Origin of the sequence: Paenibacillus sp. FSL M7-1414, assembly GCF_038003195.1 — a bacterium.
Lineage (GTDB): Bacteria > Bacillota > Bacilli > Paenibacillales > Paenibacillaceae > Paenibacillus > Paenibacillus amylolyticus.
In genome coordinates this window covers 6,655,083-6,675,349 of sequence record NZ_JBBOOS010000001.1, presented here as the reverse complement: position 1 = coordinate 6,675,349, position 20,267 = coordinate 6,655,083, and the positions used below count along the sequence as shown (strand labels likewise).

Annotated in this window: 17 protein-coding genes; 9 read left to right on the top strand and 8 right to left on the bottom strand. The window is 47.0% G+C overall.

Features of this window, described 5'->3' with window-relative positions:
• Positions 1 to 318: a nitrite reductase small subunit NirD gene (gene nirD / locus MHH92_RS29120; protein WP_036612155.1), complete on the bottom strand. Its 318-nt coding sequence runs from the start codon at positions 316 to 318 to the stop codon at positions 1 to 3.
• Positions 319 to 334: 16 nt separating this feature from the next.
• Positions 335 to 2,776: a nitrite reductase large subunit NirB gene (nirB, locus tag MHH92_RS29115; RefSeq protein ID WP_340907459.1), complete on the bottom strand. Its 2,442-nt coding sequence runs from the start codon at positions 2,774 to 2,776 to the stop codon at positions 335 to 337.
• Positions 2,777 to 3,366: 590 nt separating this feature from the next.
• Here nirB and MHH92_RS29110 point away from each other — a divergent pair.
• Both MHH92_RS29110 and MHH92_RS29105 read left to right on the top strand, forming a co-directional pair.
• Positions 3,367 to 3,960, top strand: a complete 594-nt coding sequence (locus MHH92_RS29110) for an ANTAR domain-containing response regulator (protein WP_100528196.1) — start codon at positions 3,367 to 3,369, stop codon at positions 3,958 to 3,960.
• Between the two features lie 18 nt (positions 3,961 to 3,978).
• Positions 3,979 to 5,055: an anthranilate phosphoribosyltransferase gene (locus MHH92_RS29105; RefSeq protein ID WP_253504181.1), complete on the top strand. Its 1,077-nt coding sequence runs from the start codon at positions 3,979 to 3,981 to the stop codon at positions 5,053 to 5,055.
• Positions 5,056 to 5,094: 39 nt separating this feature from the next.
• On the opposite strand, the gene MHH92_RS29100 is transcribed toward MHH92_RS29105, so the two are convergent.
• Positions 5,095 to 5,607 carry an acyl-CoA thioesterase gene (locus tag MHH92_RS29100; RefSeq protein WP_026081401.1) on the bottom strand — a complete coding sequence of 171 codons (513 nt, stop codon included), beginning with the start codon at positions 5,605 to 5,607 and terminating at the stop codon, positions 5,095 to 5,097.
• 402 nt (positions 5,608 to 6,009) lie between these two features.
• On the bottom strand, positions 6,010 to 6,633 hold the full coding sequence (locus MHH92_RS29095; protein WP_253504178.1) for an acetate uptake transporter: 624 nt from the start codon (positions 6,631 to 6,633) through the stop codon (positions 6,010 to 6,012).
• A gap of 435 nt (positions 6,634 to 7,068) precedes the next feature.
• Between MHH92_RS29095 and MHH92_RS29090 the strand changes: the two genes are divergently transcribed.
• Positions 7,069 to 7,245 (top strand): aspartyl-phosphate phosphatase Spo0E family protein, encoded by a 177-nt coding sequence (locus MHH92_RS29090; protein ID WP_017691636.1) that lies wholly within the window; start codon positions 7,069 to 7,071, stop codon positions 7,243 to 7,245.
• A gap of 173 nt (positions 7,246 to 7,418) precedes the next feature.
• On the opposite strand, the gene MHH92_RS29085 is transcribed toward MHH92_RS29090, so the two are convergent.
• Positions 7,419 to 8,348, bottom strand: coding sequence for a response regulator (locus MHH92_RS29085; RefSeq protein WP_340907804.1), 930 nt, complete (start codon positions 8,346 to 8,348; stop codon positions 7,419 to 7,421).
• A 329-nt stretch (positions 8,349 to 8,677) separates the two neighbouring features.
• Between MHH92_RS29085 and MHH92_RS29080 the strand changes: the two genes are divergently transcribed.
• Positions 8,678 to 10,114 carry an alanine/glycine:cation symporter family protein gene (locus MHH92_RS29080; protein ID WP_076251914.1) on the top strand — a complete coding sequence of 479 codons (1,437 nt, stop codon included), beginning with the start codon at positions 8,678 to 8,680 and terminating at the stop codon, positions 10,112 to 10,114.
• A 146-nt stretch (positions 10,115 to 10,260) separates the two neighbouring features.
• Here the strand turns inward: MHH92_RS29080 and MHH92_RS30680 are convergent, their stop codons facing one another.
• Positions 10,261 to 10,719, bottom strand: a complete 459-nt coding sequence (locus MHH92_RS30680) for a methyl-accepting chemotaxis protein (RefSeq protein WP_445254972.1) — start codon at positions 10,717 to 10,719, stop codon at positions 10,261 to 10,263.
• A 663-nt stretch (positions 10,720 to 11,382) separates the two neighbouring features.
• On the opposite strand from MHH92_RS30680, the gene MHH92_RS29070 reads away from it, so the two are divergent.
• Entirely contained in the window at positions 11,383 to 12,075 is a 693-nt protein-coding gene (locus tag MHH92_RS29070; protein WP_340907455.1) for a Crp/Fnr family transcriptional regulator, read from the top strand.
• 136 nt (positions 12,076 to 12,211) lie between these two features.
• Here the strand turns inward: MHH92_RS29070 and pepT are convergent, their stop codons facing one another.
• Complete coding sequence (pepT, locus tag MHH92_RS29065) at positions 12,212 to 13,450, bottom strand: peptidase T (protein WP_340907454.1); 1,239 nt, start codon at positions 13,448 to 13,450, stop codon at positions 12,212 to 12,214.
• A 444-nt stretch (positions 13,451 to 13,894) separates the two neighbouring features.
• Between pepT and MHH92_RS29060 the strand changes: the two genes are divergently transcribed.
• Positions 13,895 to 14,086, top strand: coding sequence for a tautomerase family protein (locus MHH92_RS29060; RefSeq protein ID WP_017691642.1), 192 nt, complete (start codon positions 13,895 to 13,897; stop codon positions 14,084 to 14,086).
• Positions 14,087 to 14,134: 48 nt separating this feature from the next.
• Complete coding sequence (locus MHH92_RS29055) at positions 14,135 to 15,169, top strand: NADH:flavin oxidoreductase/NADH oxidase (protein ID WP_017691643.1); 1,035 nt, start codon at positions 14,135 to 14,137, stop codon at positions 15,167 to 15,169.
• A 277-nt stretch (positions 15,170 to 15,446) separates the two neighbouring features.
• Here the strand turns inward: MHH92_RS29055 and MHH92_RS29050 are convergent, their stop codons facing one another.
• Complete coding sequence (locus MHH92_RS29050) at positions 15,447 to 16,214, bottom strand: class I SAM-dependent methyltransferase (RefSeq protein WP_253504161.1); 768 nt, start codon at positions 16,212 to 16,214, stop codon at positions 15,447 to 15,449.
• 227 nt (positions 16,215 to 16,441) lie between these two features.
• Between MHH92_RS29050 and MHH92_RS29045 the strand changes: the two genes are divergently transcribed.
• Positions 16,442 to 16,870 (top strand): SRPBCC family protein, encoded by a 429-nt coding sequence (locus MHH92_RS29045; RefSeq protein ID WP_253504157.1) that lies wholly within the window; start codon positions 16,442 to 16,444, stop codon positions 16,868 to 16,870.
• A gap of 240 nt (positions 16,871 to 17,110) precedes the next feature.
• The gene (locus MHH92_RS29040; protein WP_253504154.1) at positions 17,111 to 20,206 is read left to right on the top strand and encodes an ATP-binding protein; all 3,096 of its coding nucleotides are present in this window, start codon (positions 17,111 to 17,113) and stop codon (positions 20,204 to 20,206) included.
• The last annotated feature ends 61 nt before the right edge of the window (positions 20,207 to 20,267 follow it).

Here is a 20,267-nt window from a genome sequence, read left to right as displayed (position 1 = left end):
TTAACCCGCAATTGTGATGAAGATTTCTCCACTGTTGCCGTCCACTTCTGTTTTGTAGGTATTCAAGCAGCCTTCATCCGGCTCGTGTACCTTACCGTTACGCAGATCAATCTTCCAATCATGCAAAGGACAATGAACCGCTGTCCCGCACACCATGCCTTCCGACAGCTTGCCGCCCTTGTGAGGGCAGCGATTCTCGACGGCGTGCAGACTTCCGTCGCTCAGTTTGAAGACTGCAATTTCGGTATCCTGTATCAGGAAGGTCCGTGCTCCCTTTTCATCAATATCTGCAAGGTGTCCAATCCGGAATTTGTTCATCGCTGTTCCTCCTCTTCTAGTGGGTTACCGGCTCGGCACCGGACAGTGGGGTGAAGTTTTTACGTAATTTCTCGTCTTGAATGATTTCTTTCCAAGGATCAACCGTGTGACCCAGTGTAACTTCCAGACGTTCAACCAGAGCGAGACGTACATCCCGATCCGCCAATGCTTCCTTCACATGATCCAGACCAACCCGTTCAATCCAAGCCGCTGTTCTCTCATTCCATTTTGCGTTCTCTCTATAATATTGCAGGTAAGAGTAAGTCCACTCTTCCACTTCCGCATCGGTCTTCACCGTACAGAGCAACTCGGCTGCACGAACCTTGACTCCCGCGTTACCGCCAACATGAATCTCCCAAGCGCCATCAATGGCGACAACACCCAGATCCTTGATGGTCGCTTCAGCACAGTTCCGCGGACATCCGGAGACAGCGAGTTTCACTTTGGCCGGAGCCACCATCTTGTCGAGTTTTTTCTCCAGACGAATACCCATCTCAATGGAATCTTGTGTGCCGAATCGGCAGAACGTATTACCTACACAAGTCTTCACCGTACGAAGCGCCTTGCCATAACCAAAACCGGAAGGCATATCGAGTTCCTCCCAGATCTTCGGCAGGTTCTCTTTCTGTACACCGAGCAGATCGAGTCGTTGCCCACCCGTGAATTTCACCAACGGCACATCGTATTTCTCTGCGACAGTTGCAATCTTGATCAATTCCGCCGGGGAAGTGACACCACCATAGATCCGTGGAATAACGGAGTAGGTACCGTCTTTCTGGATATTGGCGTGATAACGTTCATTGGTGAATTTGGATACACGCTCATCTGTGTATTCAGCCGGCCAGATCATCCCGAGATAATAGTTGAGGGAAGGGCGGCACTTGGAGCAACCTTCCGGTTCATTCCAACCGAGAACATTCATGACTTCTTTAACGCTTTTGAGACCCATTTCCTTGATCTGTGCAACAATCTCATCCCGATCATAGGATGTGCAGCCACAGATGCCTTCTTTGGTTTGTTCGCCTACATTATCACCAGCATAATATGTGAGCAGGTTTTCGATAATAGGTTTGCACCCACCGCAAGAAGCGGAAGCTTTGGTACAGGATTTGATTGCACCGAGTGTATTACAGCCTTTATTCAGAACGGCGTCTCCAATGGAAGATTTGGTCACACCGTTACAACCACAGACGATCTCGTCATCCGGCATACTCGCCATGCGTTCTGCGACAGATGGGCCGGAGCCTGAACCACCGGAAGGTACACCGAGCAAAATTTCTTTCTCCCGACCACTGATGTTCTCACCACTCTTAATGAGGGAAAATAGAGAAGCGCCGTCTGTGGTATCCCCGAACAATACAGCTCCGATCAGCTGTCCGTCTTTGATCACCATCTTTTTGTACACACCATCAACGTCATCCTGAATACGAATGCTGCGAGTGTCCGCAGCGTCTTTGAATTGTCCGGCAGAGAATACGTCCACACCGGATACTTTCAGTTTGGTAGAAGTGACTGAACCTTCGTATCCTTCGGTTGCCGCGCCAGCCAGGCGTTTTGCGAGCACCATACCTTGTTCATATAATGGAGCAACCAGTCCGTAGGCAATACCGCGGTGTTCTGCACATTCGCCGACGGCAGATATACTAGGGATGCTGGTATGCATATAATCATCTACAATGACTCCACGATTCACATCGAGGCCGGTATTGCGAGCCAGTTCAATCTGAGGGCGAATCCCGACAGCCATGACAACCAGATCCGCTTCAAGCACCGTTTGATCAGTAAAACGAATGGCTTTTACTCGTTGTTTGCCTGTGATTTCTTCGGTATGTTTGTTCAAAAGGAACTTCATGCCCTGTTCTTCAAGCTCACGCTGGAGCATCAGACCTGCCGGCAAATCTAGGTTCCGGTCCATCAGATGACCGTTAATATGGATGACTGTGACGTCCATGCCCAGATTGAGCAGCCCCCGCGCTGCTTCCAGTCCTAGCAATCCACCTCCAATGACGGCAGCTTTGCGATACTTTTGTGATGCTGCCATCATGGTCTCGCAGTCTTTAATATCGCGGAAACCGATCACGCCTTCCTTGTTAGCGCCGGGAAGAGGGAGGATGAACGCTTGTGAACCGGTTGCCATAATCAGCTCATCATAGGCTGCGCGTACACCATTTTGAGATACAACTTCCTTGTGCTTGGTATCGATCTGAACGACCGGGTCACCCGGGTACACCCGAATGCCGTTATCTTCGTACCAGCTCCACTCATTGATTACGATATCCTCGATGGATGTTCCGCCAGCCAGTACGGAAGATAACATGATACGGTTGTAGTTGGGATGCGGCTCTGCGCCGAAGACTGTAATTTCATAAGCGTATGGAGCAAGCTTAAGGATATGTTCGATTGTGCGGATTCCCGCCATGCCATTGCCGACCAGCACCAGTTTTTTCGTTGTACTCATTATGATTAGCCCCCTTAGGTCCATTCTGCAAAATGCCTCAAAACCTTGTCTCTAAAATCGAAAAAGCCTGTTATGCCTCGGAGGACTGCGCATATACATACGCATCCCTTGCTCCGAGATTGCAAAACAGGCTTCATTGCCGTTTCAACCAGCTACGCCGTTGTAACTGTGATCGATTCAAATATGGAGTTGTTATGGCTTAACTATAAAAGATCGATCTAACCATGTCAAGATAGTTAACATAAAAAAGTATTTGAAATTTAAAGTTAATTATGTTTACATGAGTTTATTGGAATATCGAATGGACGACGAAGTTTTACGAGTATATCTTCTTAGTTTAAAGGCTTCTAGATAACGTTAGCACGCTAGATACGATAAATACTGTAGAAAAGGTGCCATGTATAGTGTTTCACCCTTTTTAATTGCAACATGATGAGGCATGAAAAGATCATTCTAATGTTAAAAATAAGACGCATAATCGTCACTACTTAATTTTTGTTAGGTAATGTAACATGTTTATTGCTTTCATGTATTAACGTCTTAAATGATGTGGACTCTGATTATAGCAATAGGGGAGGGATTGATCCATCATGCGATCTTTATTGGTCATCCGTGTTCAACCAACGATAGCTGCCTCATCCGATGCAATCCCTCTGACACCGGAGAGGCTGCTGGGAGCAAACGGGTACCATGTACAGGTGGCGGGCAGTGAAGCGGAAGCGGTGAAGCTAGCTCGTGCGGCCGAAGCGTCCATTTTACATCTGTCGCTGGCTGATGTGGAGTACTGGGTGAACTGCCTGGGAAAGGGGAAGTCGGATTCACCGCTGCTTTGGTGGTGCGCGCCAGATACAGCCTCTTCCTCCGCAGAATCCTGCGAGGTCGAAACATCATTTGATGGAATACTTACACCATCCATGACTGGGTCCGAGATTCACTGGACTCTTCACTTTGCAGCCCGACGCTACATGGAACGCAAACAGTGGGAGCAGGAACGGAAGCAGTTGCAATCCAGGCTGGAGGATCGGAAGTGGATTGATATGGCGAAGGCTATCCTTAGTGATCTGAAGCAGATCTCGGAGGCCGAAGCCTATGACCTGTTACGCAAGAAAGCGATGGATGAACGCAAACGGATGGTCGATGTAGCCACAGCGATTGTGAAGGCCCATCAACTGCTCCAGTCTTAATTGGAAGGAGGATTCTCCATGGATATGTCTCAGATACTCCGAGAGGTCGGACGTGGGAAACGAGGCTCGCGTGATCTGAATTATACAGAAGCACTGACCGTTGCAGAGAAAATCCTGAAACAGGAGGTTTCCCCTGCCCAGACGGCTGCGTTTCTAATGGCTGAACGTATGAAAATGGAAAACGTTGAGGAACTGGAAGCTTTTGTTCATGCTTGTCGTAACAGTGCGGAACGTTTCTCCATATTTCAGGATGGATTGGACTGTGCGGGTCCTTATGATGGACGGACAAAGTCGTTCATGGCCACGTTTCCGGTTGCGTTTGTACTCGCGGCGGCCGGGTTGCCGGTGACTTTGCACGGGAGTGATCCTTTACCACCCAAGTGGGGTGTCACGTTGTCTGTACTTTTGAAGGAAGTGGGCATTGATACACACAAGATGGATCGGGAAGATGCCCGGAGCGCTGCATTGCGTTCGGGTGTCATGTACGTATCCTCCGAGGATTGGTGCGAACCTCTTCGTAAGCTTCGTCCGTTACGGGAAGAGTTGGGTTTTAGAACGGTGTTTAACACAGCAGAGAAACTGATTGATTATAACCATTCACCGTATTTGGTGTTTGGTGTGTTTCATAATACCTTTCTGGATCGGATTGCGAAGTTGCTCACCCGGTTTAACTATCGGCGTGCTTATGTTGTACAGGGGATGGAAGGTTCTGAGGATCTGTATATTGATCGGCCAACCCGCGTATACGCCGTGGAAGACGGCGATATGAAGCTGGAACTGGTCGATCCTGCAGCCTATGAACTGGATATGCCCGTGCCGGAACTGGTCTGGACGGCTGCGAAGCAGCTTGAAGTGGCGGAAAGTGTGTTAAGCGGTGAGGGTCATATTGCTTTTGTGAATCAGGTCTTGTTAAATGGAGGTTTCCGCTTATACGCGGCGGGGCGTGTCAATTCCATCGAAGAGGGCATATACACTTGTCAGGGCTTGCTGGAGAGCGGTGCAGCGTATCGCATCTATCAGCAGTGGTGTGTCTCCATGGGTGGTGAACTGCCGGATAGCAGAGCGGTGTCCATCTATCCGGCATCGTCCAGATAATGTAATGCTAGTGTTCAATCTTGTTATTGTTTAGCGTGTTTATTCCCAAGGATAAGTAACGGTCAGGAAGTCAGCGAATTTCTTGCTCTCTTCCCGCCGTTGTTTCCGCATGGCCGCCCGATCCGGAGCGGTCTCGTATAGTTTCTTCTCTTCTTCCGTCTCCGGGATAATGCGGGGTACGATCAGTTTGCGATTATTTTCGTCCAAGGCCACAAAGGTCAGAAATGCCGTCGCTGCAATTTTCTTTTCTCCGGTCTTCAGATCCTCTCGAATCACTTTCACAAAAATCTCCATGGAACTTCGTCCTGTCCAGGACGCGAACGATTCAAGCGTAACCGAATCCGTTGGATTAATCGGGTACAGGAAATCGACAGAGTCGGTTGAAGCCGTTACAGTATTGACCCGGCATAGCTTGGAAGCGGCAATGGATGCAATATCATCGATGTAGGACATCAGCTTGCCACCGAACAGTGTATTATGATTGTTGACATCGGTTGGGAACACCCGTGCCGTCTTGAAACAACGTGTTTCGCGTACATATTTTTTCTCCACCTGATCCATCTCCGTTGGTTTCGGTATCTCTCTCATGCTTTTTTCCTCCTGACAGTATGGCTGCTGTGACATTTCATTTCAGGTGTTGAAGGGTCTACTTCTGATCTATATAAGTTCAACTAAAGATTATTTACACTGGCCACTCCGATGATAGAACAACTCTCCGATCGCTGTTATCCCCAGATTTTTATGATTCCTTTTTATAAAGAAAAAATCCGGGGATAAAGGCGACCACCCCGTTTCTTCAAGTTATTTCTATCCTCTACGTTCTGTGTAAATGTTTAGTTTGACTTATATAGCATCCCTTAGTATAAGTGTTGGTCGGATTCGTAGTTCATTGAAGTTGGACTGCAAAAAAACCGCCAGGCGCGGACCGGCGCGCTGGCGGTTTACTGCTGTATATTAAGCCTTGGGTTTGAAAATGCCGGACGGTTTGCCGATCGGCAAGAACGCATAACCGAAGTGAGCGTTCAGTACCGAAGCACCTGTACCATACAGGGACACAATTCCGATCGCCAGTTCAGCGTATGCTGCAATGGTGTGGAAAATGTGAGGAGCTACGCCGAAAGCGTCAAAGGTCAAGCCAAGGAACAGGAAGTCAATCAGAATGAAGATGACAAGCAATACTTTATTCGCTTCAATAGCACCAATCGTCATGAACAGGGTGAATACGAGGTATCCGGCAAAAGCAAATCCGAGCTGCTTGCCATCGGCCTGTTCAGCGAGAGTGGAGCCAAATACGCCCATTTTGATCATCCAGTTGGCAGCCATGGCAAACCAGAAGAATGCGTACGCGCCAAAAGCTGTTGTGCCAAAGGTATTGTTGCGTTTGGAATCTTGAATACATGCGAATAACTGGGCAAAAGCACCCAAAAAGATCGCCCAAGGAATAGCGTAGCTAAGTCCTTCTGTAATGCCAAGCTTTTGGGAAGAAGCGACCAGGGTTACGATAGCCAACCCAAATAATCCCATTGCGCTGGGATCGGCGTTAACAATTTTGACTTTAGTCTGTGAATCGGTCTGCATGGTGATGATAAGCCTCCAATAATATCAAATCAGGATCAATGGCCGTCGTTGGCCGTCCTCTACATTACATCATTTGTATCCGCCGGGTCCGGACACACACATCGCCCTATTGTACCTGAATGACCCCATTATGGAAAGGGATTTTATTACCTTTCGAACCAATAGACTTTTTGTTTTTTCAATATACACATTTACGACACAATCCGTTCTGGCCGTGAATGATGAGGCCAGACGTTAGAATCCAACCCTCGGTGATACCACTAAAATTGCGTCATATCAGCCATTTTCGGATAGGCTCTAGTGTGATAAAATAATCTTTATCAAAATTTGGAGAAGAATACAAAACATCCTTGTCTCCTATGCCATATGTTAATCCAACTATAGATTGACAGGAAAAACTAAAATGGTTCACAGAATAAGGAGGTATCAGGGGTCATGGTTATGAGTTTGGATTTGAAAAATAAAATAGAGAAGGCCAGACATAACCTTCATATGCTGGTAGAGCATAACAAGGGTGGTCTTGGGCATCCCGATGTGATTCGGCAGTCTATGGCATTGGACGAATTGATTAATGAGTATAACCGAATTAGCCGAAACCATTCACGGGCCTGAACCCAAAGCGATTTTGATTTTATACACGGAACAAATCACATAGATTGTAACGCTTGATCGTACAGACGGGCATGAATATAGCCGATATAGACAGCCTCAGTTGAAGAGGCGGTATCCTACCGGCGTAATATTCATGCCCGTTTGTTTTTGCATCTTATCCATCATGCATCTGTTTAATGCAGCAATCGTTTGGCTTCCAAATAAAGGACCTGCACAAATTTTTTTGTATTAATGCGTGTCTGGGACAAGGAAGGTTCCACGTTGTTTTGCAGCTCCAGCATTTTCTTACGAATTTCGGTGAAATCGAAAAATTTGGATGCATAGTTCTCGAACTTGGGATGTGTATAATCTGTTAATCCCAGAGAAACCACATGGCTCAGAGTCTGGAAGATGGCCCGGCGAACACGTTGTTCCGATGCCTTGATCTCCTTGTTCACCTCTGCGAGAGAGGCGTCTTCTCCCAGTTTACGTATCGCTACATTCTGGAAGATGTCTTTGAGCGATGGGAACGTATAGGGGGACAGCTTATGCTCCTCTGTCTCTACCTGCTCCAGATATTCCAGCATGTCCAGCAGATCTCTGCTGCCTGCTTCGCCGATCATGCCCATCTCGGACAGCAGGAAATGTCCTGCTGTCGTGATTGTTTTGTCCGGAACCGGAGCCGCGGTGCGCTCGTTAGGATGCAAACCGGACAGTCCCTGCAATGTCCGCTGAATATCTGCGATGGATTGCTGCATCCGAAGCCTTTCGCTTACCAGCCGCAGAACAGATAGAATCTCCAACCGGTTAATCGGCTTCGTAATATAATATTCAATGCCTAGTGAATAGGCTTCTCCGATCATATTTTTCGACTCGATCTGGGAGATCATGACGATCTTGCCCTCGAACCTTCCTTCAAGCGCACGCACAGTCTGAATCCCGTCTCGTTGTGGCATCAGCAGATCAATCAATAGGACATCCACCTTATGCAGCTCCAACAGTTCCGCGTGAATATGTGCTCCGTCCTCAGCTTCCCCGGCAATATCGCCAAGGCCTTCATCCTCAATAATATCCATCAACATGGAACGAACGCCAGGATCATCATCCACGATAAAATAACGCATGTCAGTCATTCCCTTTCTCTGCGAATGGTGTGATTGATAAATCTATGGTAAAGGCGGCTAACGCCGCCATGAACTCTCGTTCCAGTGTAATCGTTCCTTTCCTTCTTGCATAGAACCTGACATGTCAGGTTAAATGACAATGATTGGGCAATCAAAGCCCATTTTTAAAATAAATGTAGAAATTGCATGTAGGTATTTGTCGATTTCCGTAGATGCCCTTGTAGTATAAGTAACATCCCGAAGTCTGGGGCTAGTGTTGTGCAGAATGGTACAAACTTTTCCCGTAACCATCTCTGTGCTTGAAATACACCATAAAAAGGGGCATACCGATGGAGCAAACAATACAAGATATTGTCGTCATTTTCAATGATTTTCTATGGTCCAAAGTGTTAATTATATTATTGGTAGTATGTGGTATATACTTCACCACCAAGACCCGATTCATGCAATTCCGCATGATTGGAGATATGGTGAAGGTGCTTCGAGAGCCAAAAAGCAAGGAACCAGGCAAAATTTCACCTTTTCAGGCGTTCTGTATTAGTATGGCGGCCCGTGTAGGTACAGGGAATATTACCGGTATCGCACTGGCTATTGCACTGGGTGGACCTGGGGCTATATTCTGGATGTGGATCATTGCAATAATCGGGTCAGCCTCCAGTTTTGTGGAGAGTACATTGGCTCAGATCTATAAAGTGAAGGATAAGGGCGGATTCCGCGGGGGTCCGGCATATTATATGGAACGTGGGTTGGGCAAACGCTGGATGGGAATTTTATTTGCCATTCTCATTACGCTTTCTTTCGGTTTGGTCTTTAATGCGGTGCAGTCTAACACGATTACCGTTGCATTTGAGAACTCATTTGGCACGGATCGGTTAACTGTGGGTATCATTATGGCTGTGATATTTGCAGGAATTATCATGGGCGGTGTCAAACGGATTGCAAAAGCATCGGAATACATCGTTGTTGTACTGGCCGTATTGTACATTGGGGTAGCGGCTTTTGTGGTGCTGGCGAATATTACCCAGCTTCCGGCCATGATAGCGTTGATCGTCAAAAATGCCTTTGGCATCGAACAGGTTGCTGGCGGAACGTTGGGCGCTGCACTGATGAACGGTGTGAAACGCGGATTGTTCTCCAATGAGGCGGGCATGGGTAGCGCCCCGAATGCTGCTGCAACGGCGGATACAACACATCCGGTGAAACAGGGACTTATTCAGGCGTTTGGCGTGCTGACAGATACGTTAGTGATATGTACAAGCACTGCCATGATTATTTTGCTATCCGGGGTATACAAAGGTTCCAATCTGGGTGGCATTGAATTAACTCAGGCTGCATTAAGTGTACATATTGGTTCATGGGCATCGGGATTCCTGGCGGTTATGGTGTTCCTGTTTGCTTTCAGTACACTAATTGGAAATTATTACTATGGAGAAACTAACATTGAGTTTATCAAATCCAACAAAGTTTGGCTGTGGGTATACCGCATTTGCGTTATCGCGATGGTGGTGTTTGGTGCGGTAGCCAAAGTACAGCTGGTATGGGATTTGGCGGACCTGTTCATGGGGCTCATGGTGGTGGTGAACCTGATTGCAATTTTGATGCTGTCCAAGGTGACTTTCGAAGCGTTGAAGGACTACAAGAAACAGAAGGCTGAAGGTCGTGATCCCGTCTTTACCCGGGACCGGATTCATATTCCGGGTGAAGTGGAATGCTGGCAGTCGGAAGAAGAAGTTATTGGAGATAAATCAATACATGTAGCCAATTAAGATTTTATCTGAACGTAGTTGGTTATATAAAATGGGCACAACAAACAACAGGACTTGGATTATCCATCATGGGCAACCCGAGTCCTGTTTGTTGCATATAAAATGTATCTTTGCACTAGCCAAAGTTCATCAAAGATATATTTTGATTAATTTTTAACGGAATAGCTGATCAGTTGTTCGGATAGAGTTTTCATTCGTTCCCCTGTTTCATTAAGCTGCTCAATCACATCCGTAAAGGATGCTACAAGCGTTGCTTGTTCCTGTGAAGAGGCTGCAATCTGGGAGACTTCAACTTCCATCTGTTTGATGACCTGTTGCACATCTCTCAGACTGGTATCGATATCACTTGTAGCTTGTTTGGCATCCACAGAGAGTTTGCGTACTTCGGAAGCAACCACACCGAAGCCGGCACCGGCTTCACCAACGCGAGCGGCTTCAATAGCGGCATTCAGGCCGAGCAAGTTGGTTTGCTCAGAGATTTCACGAATGAATCCGGCTACTTTGTTGATTTGGGAAGAGTTCTGAACAGCAAGTCTTGTGTTCTGCAAGATCTGCTCACTGGTTGCTTGCAATTCTTCGGCATGAGCGGCGACATGCTGCACCATATCAACGAGGTTACCATTGATGGTTTGATTTTCTTGTATAATGTCTTCAAGTTGGTTCTGGTTAGATTGGTCGTAAGATACACAGAAAACAGCAACAACTTTCTGGTGATCATCAAAGATCGGAATGTTCAGAATATCCAGTTCGATACCATAAACTTCCTTGGAGAGAGTAGCAAGGGTCGCTTCTCTTCCATTTTTTAAGATGGCAAAGTTTTGATACGATTCCAAGAGTGACATTCCTTTTTCAAAACCAAGATCAAATTTATCTGTCATAATGACATCTAATACTTTTTCGTGATCGTAAAGAGTTAAACTAGCTGGTTCTCTGAGGATCAGGCTGATATAAGGCATTACTTTAAGCAGGGCATCTACAACGTTCATGGAAGAGGACCATCCTTTCAATATTTGAATGTATTATTTTTAACGATCTATGGAATGCTCTATCTTTCATCGGACGGAAATGACTTTTCGTGAACGGCATTTTGCATGAAAGAATGAACATTTTATGATTAAATTTTAAAATATTTCCCATCTAAAATGATTTATTGGATATAAGTGTTAGTTGTAACTATTTTTATATCAAGATATTTGTACGGATGTATATCGAATATAGGACATGTGTCCTTTTGTGTACATTATATAGGGCAACGGAGGGAAGTCGGAATGAAAGAAATTATGGACTTTGGACTTGTGCGGCAACTCGCCCGTGAGAACGGGTTGGATCAGGTGCTGGGCGAGCCTGCGCTCGCTGAGTTGCGACTACTTGAGGCTGCAAAGGGCGAGATGATATGTACCAAAGGTGAACGACCCGAGCGGTTGTATTTTCTCGTGCAGGGCAAGCTCAAGATCTATACCACCCTGCCTAACGGCAAGTCTCTGTTACTTCGTTTCAGTACACCACTTGCGCTTGTGGGAGATTTGGAACTGGTAAATGGCAAGGAGGCTATGAATACGGTAGAGTCTGTGAGCAAAAGCCTGCTGCTGGGTATCAGCTATCGAGCTCTCCAGAATACGTATGCAGAGAACCCTAAGTTTCTCCACTTTATGTTGAGTCAAGTTACGCACAAATTGTATACCTTTTCCAACCTGTCGAGTCTGAATATGTTATATCCGGTCGAGAGCCGATTTGCCAGCTATCTGTTGTCCACAATGGGCCAGGACGAGTCTTCTTCGGAAGAGATCCAGACCTCCAAGCTCACCGAACTGGCCGATATGCTGGGCACCAGCTATAGACATCTTAATAGAGTTGTTCAAGATCTGTGTAAACGAGATATTATTCGCAAAGTGCAGCGAAAGCTAGTGATCTGTGATCTGGAACAGTTGCGTGTCATCGCAGGAGGCAATATATATGAGTGATGGCATTATAAAATAAAGACCAAGCCTGCATATCTAAGCGACATGACGCGACACAATAAAATACAATACGGCACAACAAAAAGCACCCTCCCGAATATACCGAGGGGTGCTCTTTTTGCTCTGCACTTCAAGTGGATTAGATATCTCCGTGTTGCTCAAACAATTGAGCGATCTCTACAATGACACGGGTGGCCTTCACCATATTGTCTACCGATACATATTCGAATTTGCCGTGGTAGTTCTCACCACCAGTGAAGATATTTGGTGTTGGCATGCCCATATAGGATAGCTGGGAACCATCTGTTCCTCCCCGAATGGGGCGAATAACAGGTTCGATGTCCAGTCGGGTCATGGCTTCATGGGCAATGTCGACGATCTGGCGTACGGGTTCAATTTTCTCACGCATGTTATAGTACTGGTCATTCAATTCAACCGTGATGCTTTTCTCTCCATACTTGGTCTTCAGTTCGTTTGCGATATGGAGCAGATTTGTTTTGCGCTCTTCAAACTTCGCCCGGTCGAAATCACGGATGATGTAACTCATCTTTGTCAGCTCAACGTCACCCTCCAAAGACAATAGATGATAGAAACCATCATAACCGTCCGTGAATTCAGGAGCTTCCTCCACAGGCAGGCGTCGATTCAATTCCATCGCAATTTTCAGGGAGTTCACCATTTTATCCTTCGCTGTTCCGGGATGCACATTGGTGCCTCGTACGGTAATTTTGGCGGCAGCTGCGTTAAAGCTCTCGTATTCCAGCTCACCAAGCGGTCCGCCATCAACCGTGTACGCATATTTAGCTCCAAAAGCAGCTACGTCAAACTTGTGCGGTCCACGGCCAATCTCTTCATCCGGGGTAAAAGCAACCCGAATCTTACCGTGTTTCACTTCCGGGTGTTCAATCAGATAGGCCATCGCCGTCATGATCTCGGCAATGCCTGCCTTATTATCTGCACCAAGCAACGTTGTACCATCGGTTGTGATCAGGGTGTGGCCTTTATACTCGTGCAGTTCCGGGAAATCCTTGTTGGACAGTACGACATCCAGTTCCGAGTTCAGCACAATATCAGCACCGTCATAGTTATCGATAACCTGTGGTTTGACATTTTTGCCAGTAAAGTCGGTGGCTGTATCGAGGTGAGCCAGGAAACCAATTACAGGAACATCCTTGTCGGTATTGGATGGCAGTGTAGCCATGACATAACCATTCTCATCCATCGTCACATCTTGCAGACCAATGGAGGTACATTCCTCAACGAGCAGTTTGCCCAAGGCTAGTTGGCCGGGTGTGGAAGGGCATGTCTCGCTATTTTCATCGGATTGGGTATCCATCTGAACATAAGTACTCAGTCTTTGAATTAATATATCTTTCATATATAACCTCTCCCTAGCTTGAGTAGTATATAAGTTGAACTACTTGTTTTACACTGATCCACTACGAGGCCAGAATAACCTTCTGATCGCTGTTATCCCCAGATATTTTTTGATCCACTTTTACAAAGGTGAAAATCTGAGGATAGCGTATGCTTTCGATGCAGCTTTCTTGCAGAAAGCTTTTAGCTCCGCTTCTACAGGTTATTTCTGCCCTCTCCGTTATCGTGTAACCGTTAGTCACAACTTATGTAAATTGGGTATAGTAATTATTGTGGTTCTCTACGGTTATCATATCATGTTTTGCAGTCATTTCCAGAATGGGGCAGAACCGAAATATGACGATTTCTAGGTATCAAAAAGGGTACTAGGTCACAAAAATGTACGTACTTGTATTTCTATAACTGAGGTTCATAATAAATGATGAAGAAAGGATGTGTTCAAGACATGCCATTTATCACGGTTAAGGTACTGGAAGGCAAGTCGGTCGAGCAGAAACGTCAGTTGATTGAACGTATGACTCAGGTGGCTTGTGAGACACTGGATGTTGATCCGAGCAAAGTCTTTATCTTCATTGAGGATTTGGAGAAGGACAATTACGGCAAGAACGGAAAACTGTTTTCGGACTTAGACAAATAAGTAAGGGTTCATATATATCATGATCATGGAACAGGAGATGTAACATTAATGACTGAACAATTATTTTCGCCCTATCAATTCAAGAGCCTGCAATTAAATAACCGTGTCGTCATGGCACCGATGTGCCAATATTCTGTCACTGCGAAGGATGGCATTCCGAACGATTGGCATCAGGTTCACTATGTGAGCCGTGCGGTTGGAGGGACAGGACTGATTGTAATCGAGATGACCGATGTAGATCCGGATGGACGCATTACCGACAATGACTTGGGGATATGGTCAGATGAGCATGTGCCGGCCTTCACCAAACTTGTAGATGGAATCCATGCCTACGGCTCCAAAGTAGCTATTCAGATCGCACATGCGGGACGAAAAGCAGAGGATGCTCCGCAGCCGGTTGCCCCATCGGTAGTTACATTCCCGGGAGAAAAGTACAAGGAACCACGCGCGTTAAGTACGGAAGAAGTAGAAGCTATGGTGCAAAAGTTCGCAGACGGTGTTCGCCGCGCAGTGCAGGCTGGAGTAGATACCATTGAGCTGCACGGTGCACATGGATACCTGATCCACCAGTTCCATTCCCCGCTGATGAACCATCGTGAGGATGTATATGGGCAGGATCTGTCCCGTTTTGGCGTAGAAGTCATTCGTGCAGTGAAAAAAGAAATGCCCGCAGATATGCCGCTGATTTTGCGGATTTCGGCTGTAGAATACGCGGATGGTGGATACGACATCGACCACACGATCAATATCGCTCGTGCCTACCAAGATGCAGGCGTGGACATGTTCCATATCAGTTCAGGTGGCGAAGGTCCTTCCGGACAGCGGAAACCGGGGAACTACCCGGGGTATCAGGTACCATTTGCCCGTCGTTTCCGTGAAGAACTGAACGTTCCTGTAATCGCAGTGGGTATGCTGGAGGATGCAGCATTGGCTCAAGCGGTTATTGGCAACGGCGATGCGGATCTGGTCGCGGTTGGTAGAGGCATGCTGCGTGACCCGTACTGGGCGAACCATGCCGCTCTGGAACTGGGTGTCAGCAAGGATCAAGCTGCCATTGCGGAGCAATATTCTCGTGGATACTAATCTGCTCCAAATTATACTTACACTTGCCACTCTGATGACAGAATAACCTTCCGATCGCTGTTATCCTCAGATTTTTTGATTCACTTTTTCAAAGGTGAAAATCTGAGGATAAAGGCGAACGCTCCGCTTCTTCAGGCTATTTCTGCCCTCTGCGTTCTCATGTAAATGTTATTGCAAATTTTATATAGTAAAATAGGCCACAGCAGGGGATAACCTTTGCTGTGGCCTAATTTTTTTATAGTGAGAAGCATCAGCATATCCATCCAATTACGGATGACTACGCTCTTCGAGTCGCTTCGTATACGAATTTTTGATTCGACTGTGTAGGTGGCTGATTCGGGTTGAAATCGGCGTACACTTTAATGTCAGAGAAACCAATGTGTTCGAGAATTAGGCGTAACTCTTCTATGCCGTACCAGCGCAAGGTAAGCTGTTGCAGTTCCGTAGCAACAAGAGCACCCTGATGCCATTGCTCATAGCGAATGAGACTTACTTTGTACTGTTGAAGAAGGTTCACTTCAATGGTTTTCACTTCTACCGTGATCGTATCACCATCGGGTAATGAAACGGTTGATGTTTCTACAGAAGAGGGTTGTGTCACATCGGGCAGAAACAGATCAAACACGAGCCTGCCGCCGGGTTCTAAATGCTGAAATAGATTACGTAATGCGTTAATCGACGCCTGTCTGTCTTGGATGAGGAGCAGAGAACCTCCGGGAATGATAATTGCCTCGTATCGATATGGAAGGTCAAGCTTCTCCAGATCGGCAACGAATAGCTCAGGCATGGGTAATGCCCGCTCCATACAACGAGAACGGCAAGAGTTGATCATATCGGTCGAATAATCAATTCCATCCACCTTCAAGCCTGCTTCAAGCAAAGGAATGAGCACTCGGCCTGATCCTGACATGGCTTCAAGGATACGTCCATTGCAGCGCTGAAGATAATGGCGATAGAATTCAATGTCTCCTCCCAAGGAGTGTCCCACAGGTTTCGTGAGATCATAAACGGCGGTGCATAATGGACCGTAATAACTGAATGACATAGTATAGGTGTCCCCCACATGTAAATGTATTAAAATGAAAACGTGGAAGGGGAGTGAGCAGGATTATCCCTTCCGACAACGGTTGGAATTGGAATTTTCAGAGCAGACTATCATAGGAATCACGCACCTTTTATGTAATATGTTCCAATTATAGGGTGGGGATAAAGCGGAGGTCAACTTCTATTCGGGTAGTTATACGAAATGAAATGTATAAGGAGGTGATTCGAATGGATTCATCATCAAGTTCATCAAGTGCACTGCCAGATATCCGGCAGAAACTTATGCTCCATGCACCTGTAGAGAAAGTGTGGGAGATGGTCTCGACCGAGCAGGGACTGAGAACCTGGTTCATGCCAGGCAATCTGGAACCCGTGGAAGGTCACGAGTTTATATTGGAAGCAGGCCCCTTCGGCCAATCACCATGTCAGGTGACGGAAGTTCTTCCGCTGCACAAGCTGTCATTCCGCTGGGGGAAGGACTGGACGTTGACGTTCGAACTGAATGAACAGCCCGAAGGTACGGATTTCACACTGATTCACAGCGGTTGGGATGCGGATAAACTGACCGAGTTTGGACAGGCCCACGCTATCGTACGCGAACGTATGGAACAGGGATGGGCCGGAATCGTTCAGAAGCTTGCCCAAGTTGTTAAATAAATCTCCATTCAATCAACCCCAGGCCATTTCGCCCGTTCATTCCGGTGAAATTCGGCATGGGGTTCCTTGGTGTACCAAGAGCTGACGGAAACAGATAGAGATCCTTCAAATTATAACGAATTTGACCGATTATGATACGGAAACTATTTCCGTGAGCACCAGAAACGTGTAACATGAATTATAGTGATAAATCGACAGAATTAGACGTCTCTCGCCATTGTGGATGGAAGGAATACATAGATGAGAAAACACTGGATTATGCTGACCATAAGCTTCATATGTATTGTCATTGTTCCACTGGGTTGGATCGCCCAGACGTTAATTAGCGAGCGGATTAACCCCCAGGCTACAGATGGGAAAATTGACCTGACCCAATGGGACTTTGATCGCAAGGGTGCAGCGTCTCTAAAGGGTGTCTGGGATTTCTACCCTGGGCAGTTGCTGAGCCCGGCAGATATTGAAGCAAGTGTATCCGGTCGCAAGCCTTTGCCGGCTTCGTCGGGCACTCAAGTTCCTGCCCGATGGAACAAATCTTTGGGGCAGGCCCATGGGTATGGAACCTATCATTTGCAAGTTCAGCTTACACCCCAAACGATGAAAAACGATTATGGTATACGCACGCAGAATATACGCATGGCCCACCGGGTATTTATTGATGGTAAAGAGATTGGCGGCAAAGGCCTGCCAGGAAAGACCAAGGCGACAGATATACAATTAAATCTGCCCTTTACAGGATTCACGTCCATTGAGGGCAACACGGCTGATATTATCATCCAGGTATCGAATTATAGTTACTCGTCTGGGGGCATTGTAGCGCCCATTTTGTTTGGAGACGAGCATAGTATTCTGAAAAGCCAGCAACAAGGTTGGCTCAAGGATCTGATGGCCTTATTCGGTTTTATCTTGCCAGCCGCCTTTTTTCTACTTCTGTTCAGATTACGACGTACGGAGAAGGAACTTCGTTTTCTCGGATTATTCAGCCTTTCTGGTGCGGTGTACGCTCTGACACATGGGGAGAAGTTACTGGGTACGTTTGTACCGTTCCTGACCAATAATGAGATACTTCGTATTCAGCTCCTTAGTTCAGCCTTTGCCTATTACTTTTTGCTTCGGTATATGGATGCCCGTGTGCCAGGAGCAGTTCATCAGTGGTTTGTTCGTCTGGCTGTAGTGCTGATCATTACCCAGACCATTGTGGGTATTACGCTCCCTCCGACGCTTTTCTCGTCTCTTGAGCTTCCCATGTTGCTGATCTCACTTGTTGTCATGTTCTATACGCTGCGAGCCATGTTCTATTGGTTGAAAGGACGGCCGAATGACAGCCACTTTGCACTGGTGAGCATGATGAGCATACTCATGGTTGTTGTGTTGTATACGCTTGGTGCGTTCACTACCCTAGACACAGCGTTCTTTGCGCTGATTGAACTTTTATTATTTGTATTTGCCCAGATGATAGTGACCGCAATCCGCTTCGCACAATCATTTCGAGACGTGGAAGCACTATCGGAGCGTTTGCTGGCCATCGACAGCCTGAAGGACGAGTTCATGGCGAATACGTCTCATGAGTTGCGAACTCCCCTGCATGGCATCATTAATATTGCGCAATCCATGCTGGAAGGGGCGGCCGGAGCAGTCACGCCCAAGCAAGCCAAAAATCTGTCCATGATTACTTCAACCGGCAAGCGCCTTTCACTGCTGGTTAACGATATTTTGGATTTTTCCAAATTAAAAAATAGTGAGATCGAGTTGAAACGGGTACCTGTTGATCTGGAATCCGTTGCTCGTACTGTGGTTGAAGTCTCAGGTTTCACGTTTGAGGATAAGCCAGTAATATTGATTCAGCAATGGCCCCAGTCGTTGCCACTTGTTGAGGCAGACGAAGATCGCCTAAGGCAAGTTCTGTATAACTTGCTGGGTAACGCCTATAAGTACACTGAGCAGGGTGAGATTCGATTGTACGCCAGTGTTGAAGGGGATTGGGTGAAGGTATCGGTTGCTGATACAGGGGTAGGCATTGCCTTGGACAAACAGGAGGATATCTTCCAGGCGTATGAGCAGAGTAACGGCACGATCGAGCGATTGAATAATGGAACGGGACTGGGTCTGAGCATTACGCGAAAACTCGTTGAGCTTGGCGGTGGTGAGATCTGGGTTGAATCGGAACCGGGGCAAGGTTCGACCTTTCATTTCACCCTGCCTGTTATGAAGTTGCCGCTGCTGAAATCTCATTCGAAACCAGCTGCCGCCCGATATGTTGCTGCACAGGGGGCAGGGGCGAAGGAGCTTGTGACAAGAGAGTCAGATGAGCAGGATGATCTTACGGAAGCGGAGCATACGATTCTGATTGTAGACGATGATCCCGTCAATCGACAGGTATTGCTGAATCTGTTATCGACGGAACGATATCGCGTGCTCGCAGCGGACAGCGGGTCCACTGCATTGAAACTCCGTGAGGAGTTCCCGTCCATTGATCTTGTTATTACGGACTGGATGATGCCTAAGATGTCCGGGCTTGAGTTATGTCGAAAACTGCGCGAGCACAGTTCCTTGTCGGAGTTACCGATTCTGATGCTGACCGCCCGCGGGTTGCCTGAGGATATCAAACACGGATTCCAGGCGGGAGCCAATGACTTCCTGAGCAAACCGGTGGATGCTGGTGAATTGCGCGCCAGAGTTCGGACATTAATTGAGATGCGGAGTTCTGTGCAGGAAGCTATTCGGACCGAAATGGCCTTTTTGCAGGCCCAGATTAAGCCGCACTTTCTATATAATGCACTCAATGTCATTATCGCGACCTGTGCAGTCAATCCGGACAAAGCAACCGATCTGCTGATTGAATTGAGTCATTACCTGCGCGGAAGTTTTGACTTCCAGAACAGGGAGCAGCTTGTTCCTTTGACCAAAGAGCTGGAATTGGTGGAGTCATATGTGCATCTGGAACAGGCCAGATTTGAGGAAAGACTGGTGGTCGAGTATGAGGTGGAATCGGACGTGCATCTATATCTGCCACCTCTCAGTATTCAGCCGCTTGTGGAGAATGCCATTCGCCACGGCGTGATGGAGCGGGCAGCCGGCGGGACAGTTCACCTTAGGGTTTTCAAAGAGAGCGAGCATGTGGTCGTACAGGTTCAAGATGATGGAGTAGGTATCCCTCCTGAGCGTATGGCTCAGGTCAAGTCTGGGCGCACCGAAGGTCCGGGGGGTGTCGGGCTGCAAAATATAAACCGTCGTCTGATGGCTCTCTATGGTCAGGGACTGGAGATTCATAGCCATGTGGGTAAAGGCACGCAGATCCGATTCCGTATCCCTGTGCAAAAGGTGGATTATTCCAATTAGTGTGCCGAGTTAAGCAATTATGGTTAACAGACTAATAAGCGGATGCCGATAAAATCGGTAT

Bases quoted from the DNA above. Each gene is read 5' to 3' on its own strand.
- nirD (WP_036612155.1), bottom strand. From the start codon at position 318: ATGAACAAATTCCGGATTGGACACCTTGCAGATATTGATGAAAAGGGA.
- nirB (WP_340907459.1), bottom strand. From the start codon at position 2,776: ATGAGTACAACGAAAAAACTGGTGCTGGTCGGCAATGGCATGGCGGGA.
- MHH92_RS29110 (WP_100528196.1), top strand. From the start codon at position 3,367: ATGCGATCTTTATTGGTCATCCGTGTTCAACCAACGATAGCTGCCTCA.
- MHH92_RS29105 (WP_253504181.1), top strand. From the start codon at position 3,979: ATGGATATGTCTCAGATACTCCGAGAGGTCGGACGTGGGAAACGAGGC.
- MHH92_RS29095 (WP_253504178.1), bottom strand. From the start codon at position 6,633: ATGCAGACCGATTCACAGACTAAAGTCAAAATTGTTAACGCCGATCCC.
- MHH92_RS29090 (WP_017691636.1), top strand. From the start codon at position 7,069: ATGGTTATGAGTTTGGATTTGAAAAATAAAATAGAGAAGGCCAGACAT.
- MHH92_RS29085 (WP_340907804.1), bottom strand. From the start codon at position 8,348: ATGCGTTATTTTATCGTGGATGATGATCCTGGCGTTCGTTCCATGTTG.
- MHH92_RS29080 (WP_076251914.1), top strand. From the start codon at position 8,678: ATGGAGCAAACAATACAAGATATTGTCGTCATTTTCAATGATTTTCTA.
- MHH92_RS30680 (WP_445254972.1), bottom strand. From the start codon at position 10,719: ATGGTGCAGCATGTCGCCGCTCATGCCGAAGAATTGCAAGCAACCAGT.
- MHH92_RS29070 (WP_340907455.1), top strand. From the start codon at position 11,383: ATGAAAGAAATTATGGACTTTGGACTTGTGCGGCAACTCGCCCGTGAG.
- pepT (WP_340907454.1), bottom strand. From the start codon at position 13,450: ATGAAAGATATATTAATTCAAAGACTGAGTACTTATGTTCAGATGGAT.
- MHH92_RS29060 (WP_017691642.1), top strand. From the start codon at position 13,895: ATGCCATTTATCACGGTTAAGGTACTGGAAGGCAAGTCGGTCGAGCAG.
- MHH92_RS29055 (WP_017691643.1), top strand. From the start codon at position 14,135: ATGACTGAACAATTATTTTCGCCCTATCAATTCAAGAGCCTGCAATTA.
- MHH92_RS29050 (WP_253504161.1), bottom strand. From the start codon at position 16,214: ATGTCATTCAGTTATTACGGTCCATTATGCACCGCCGTTTATGATCTC.
- MHH92_RS29045 (WP_253504157.1), top strand. From the start codon at position 16,442: ATGGATTCATCATCAAGTTCATCAAGTGCACTGCCAGATATCCGGCAG.
- MHH92_RS29040 (WP_253504154.1), top strand. From the start codon at position 17,111: ATGAGAAAACACTGGATTATGCTGACCATAAGCTTCATATGTATTGTC.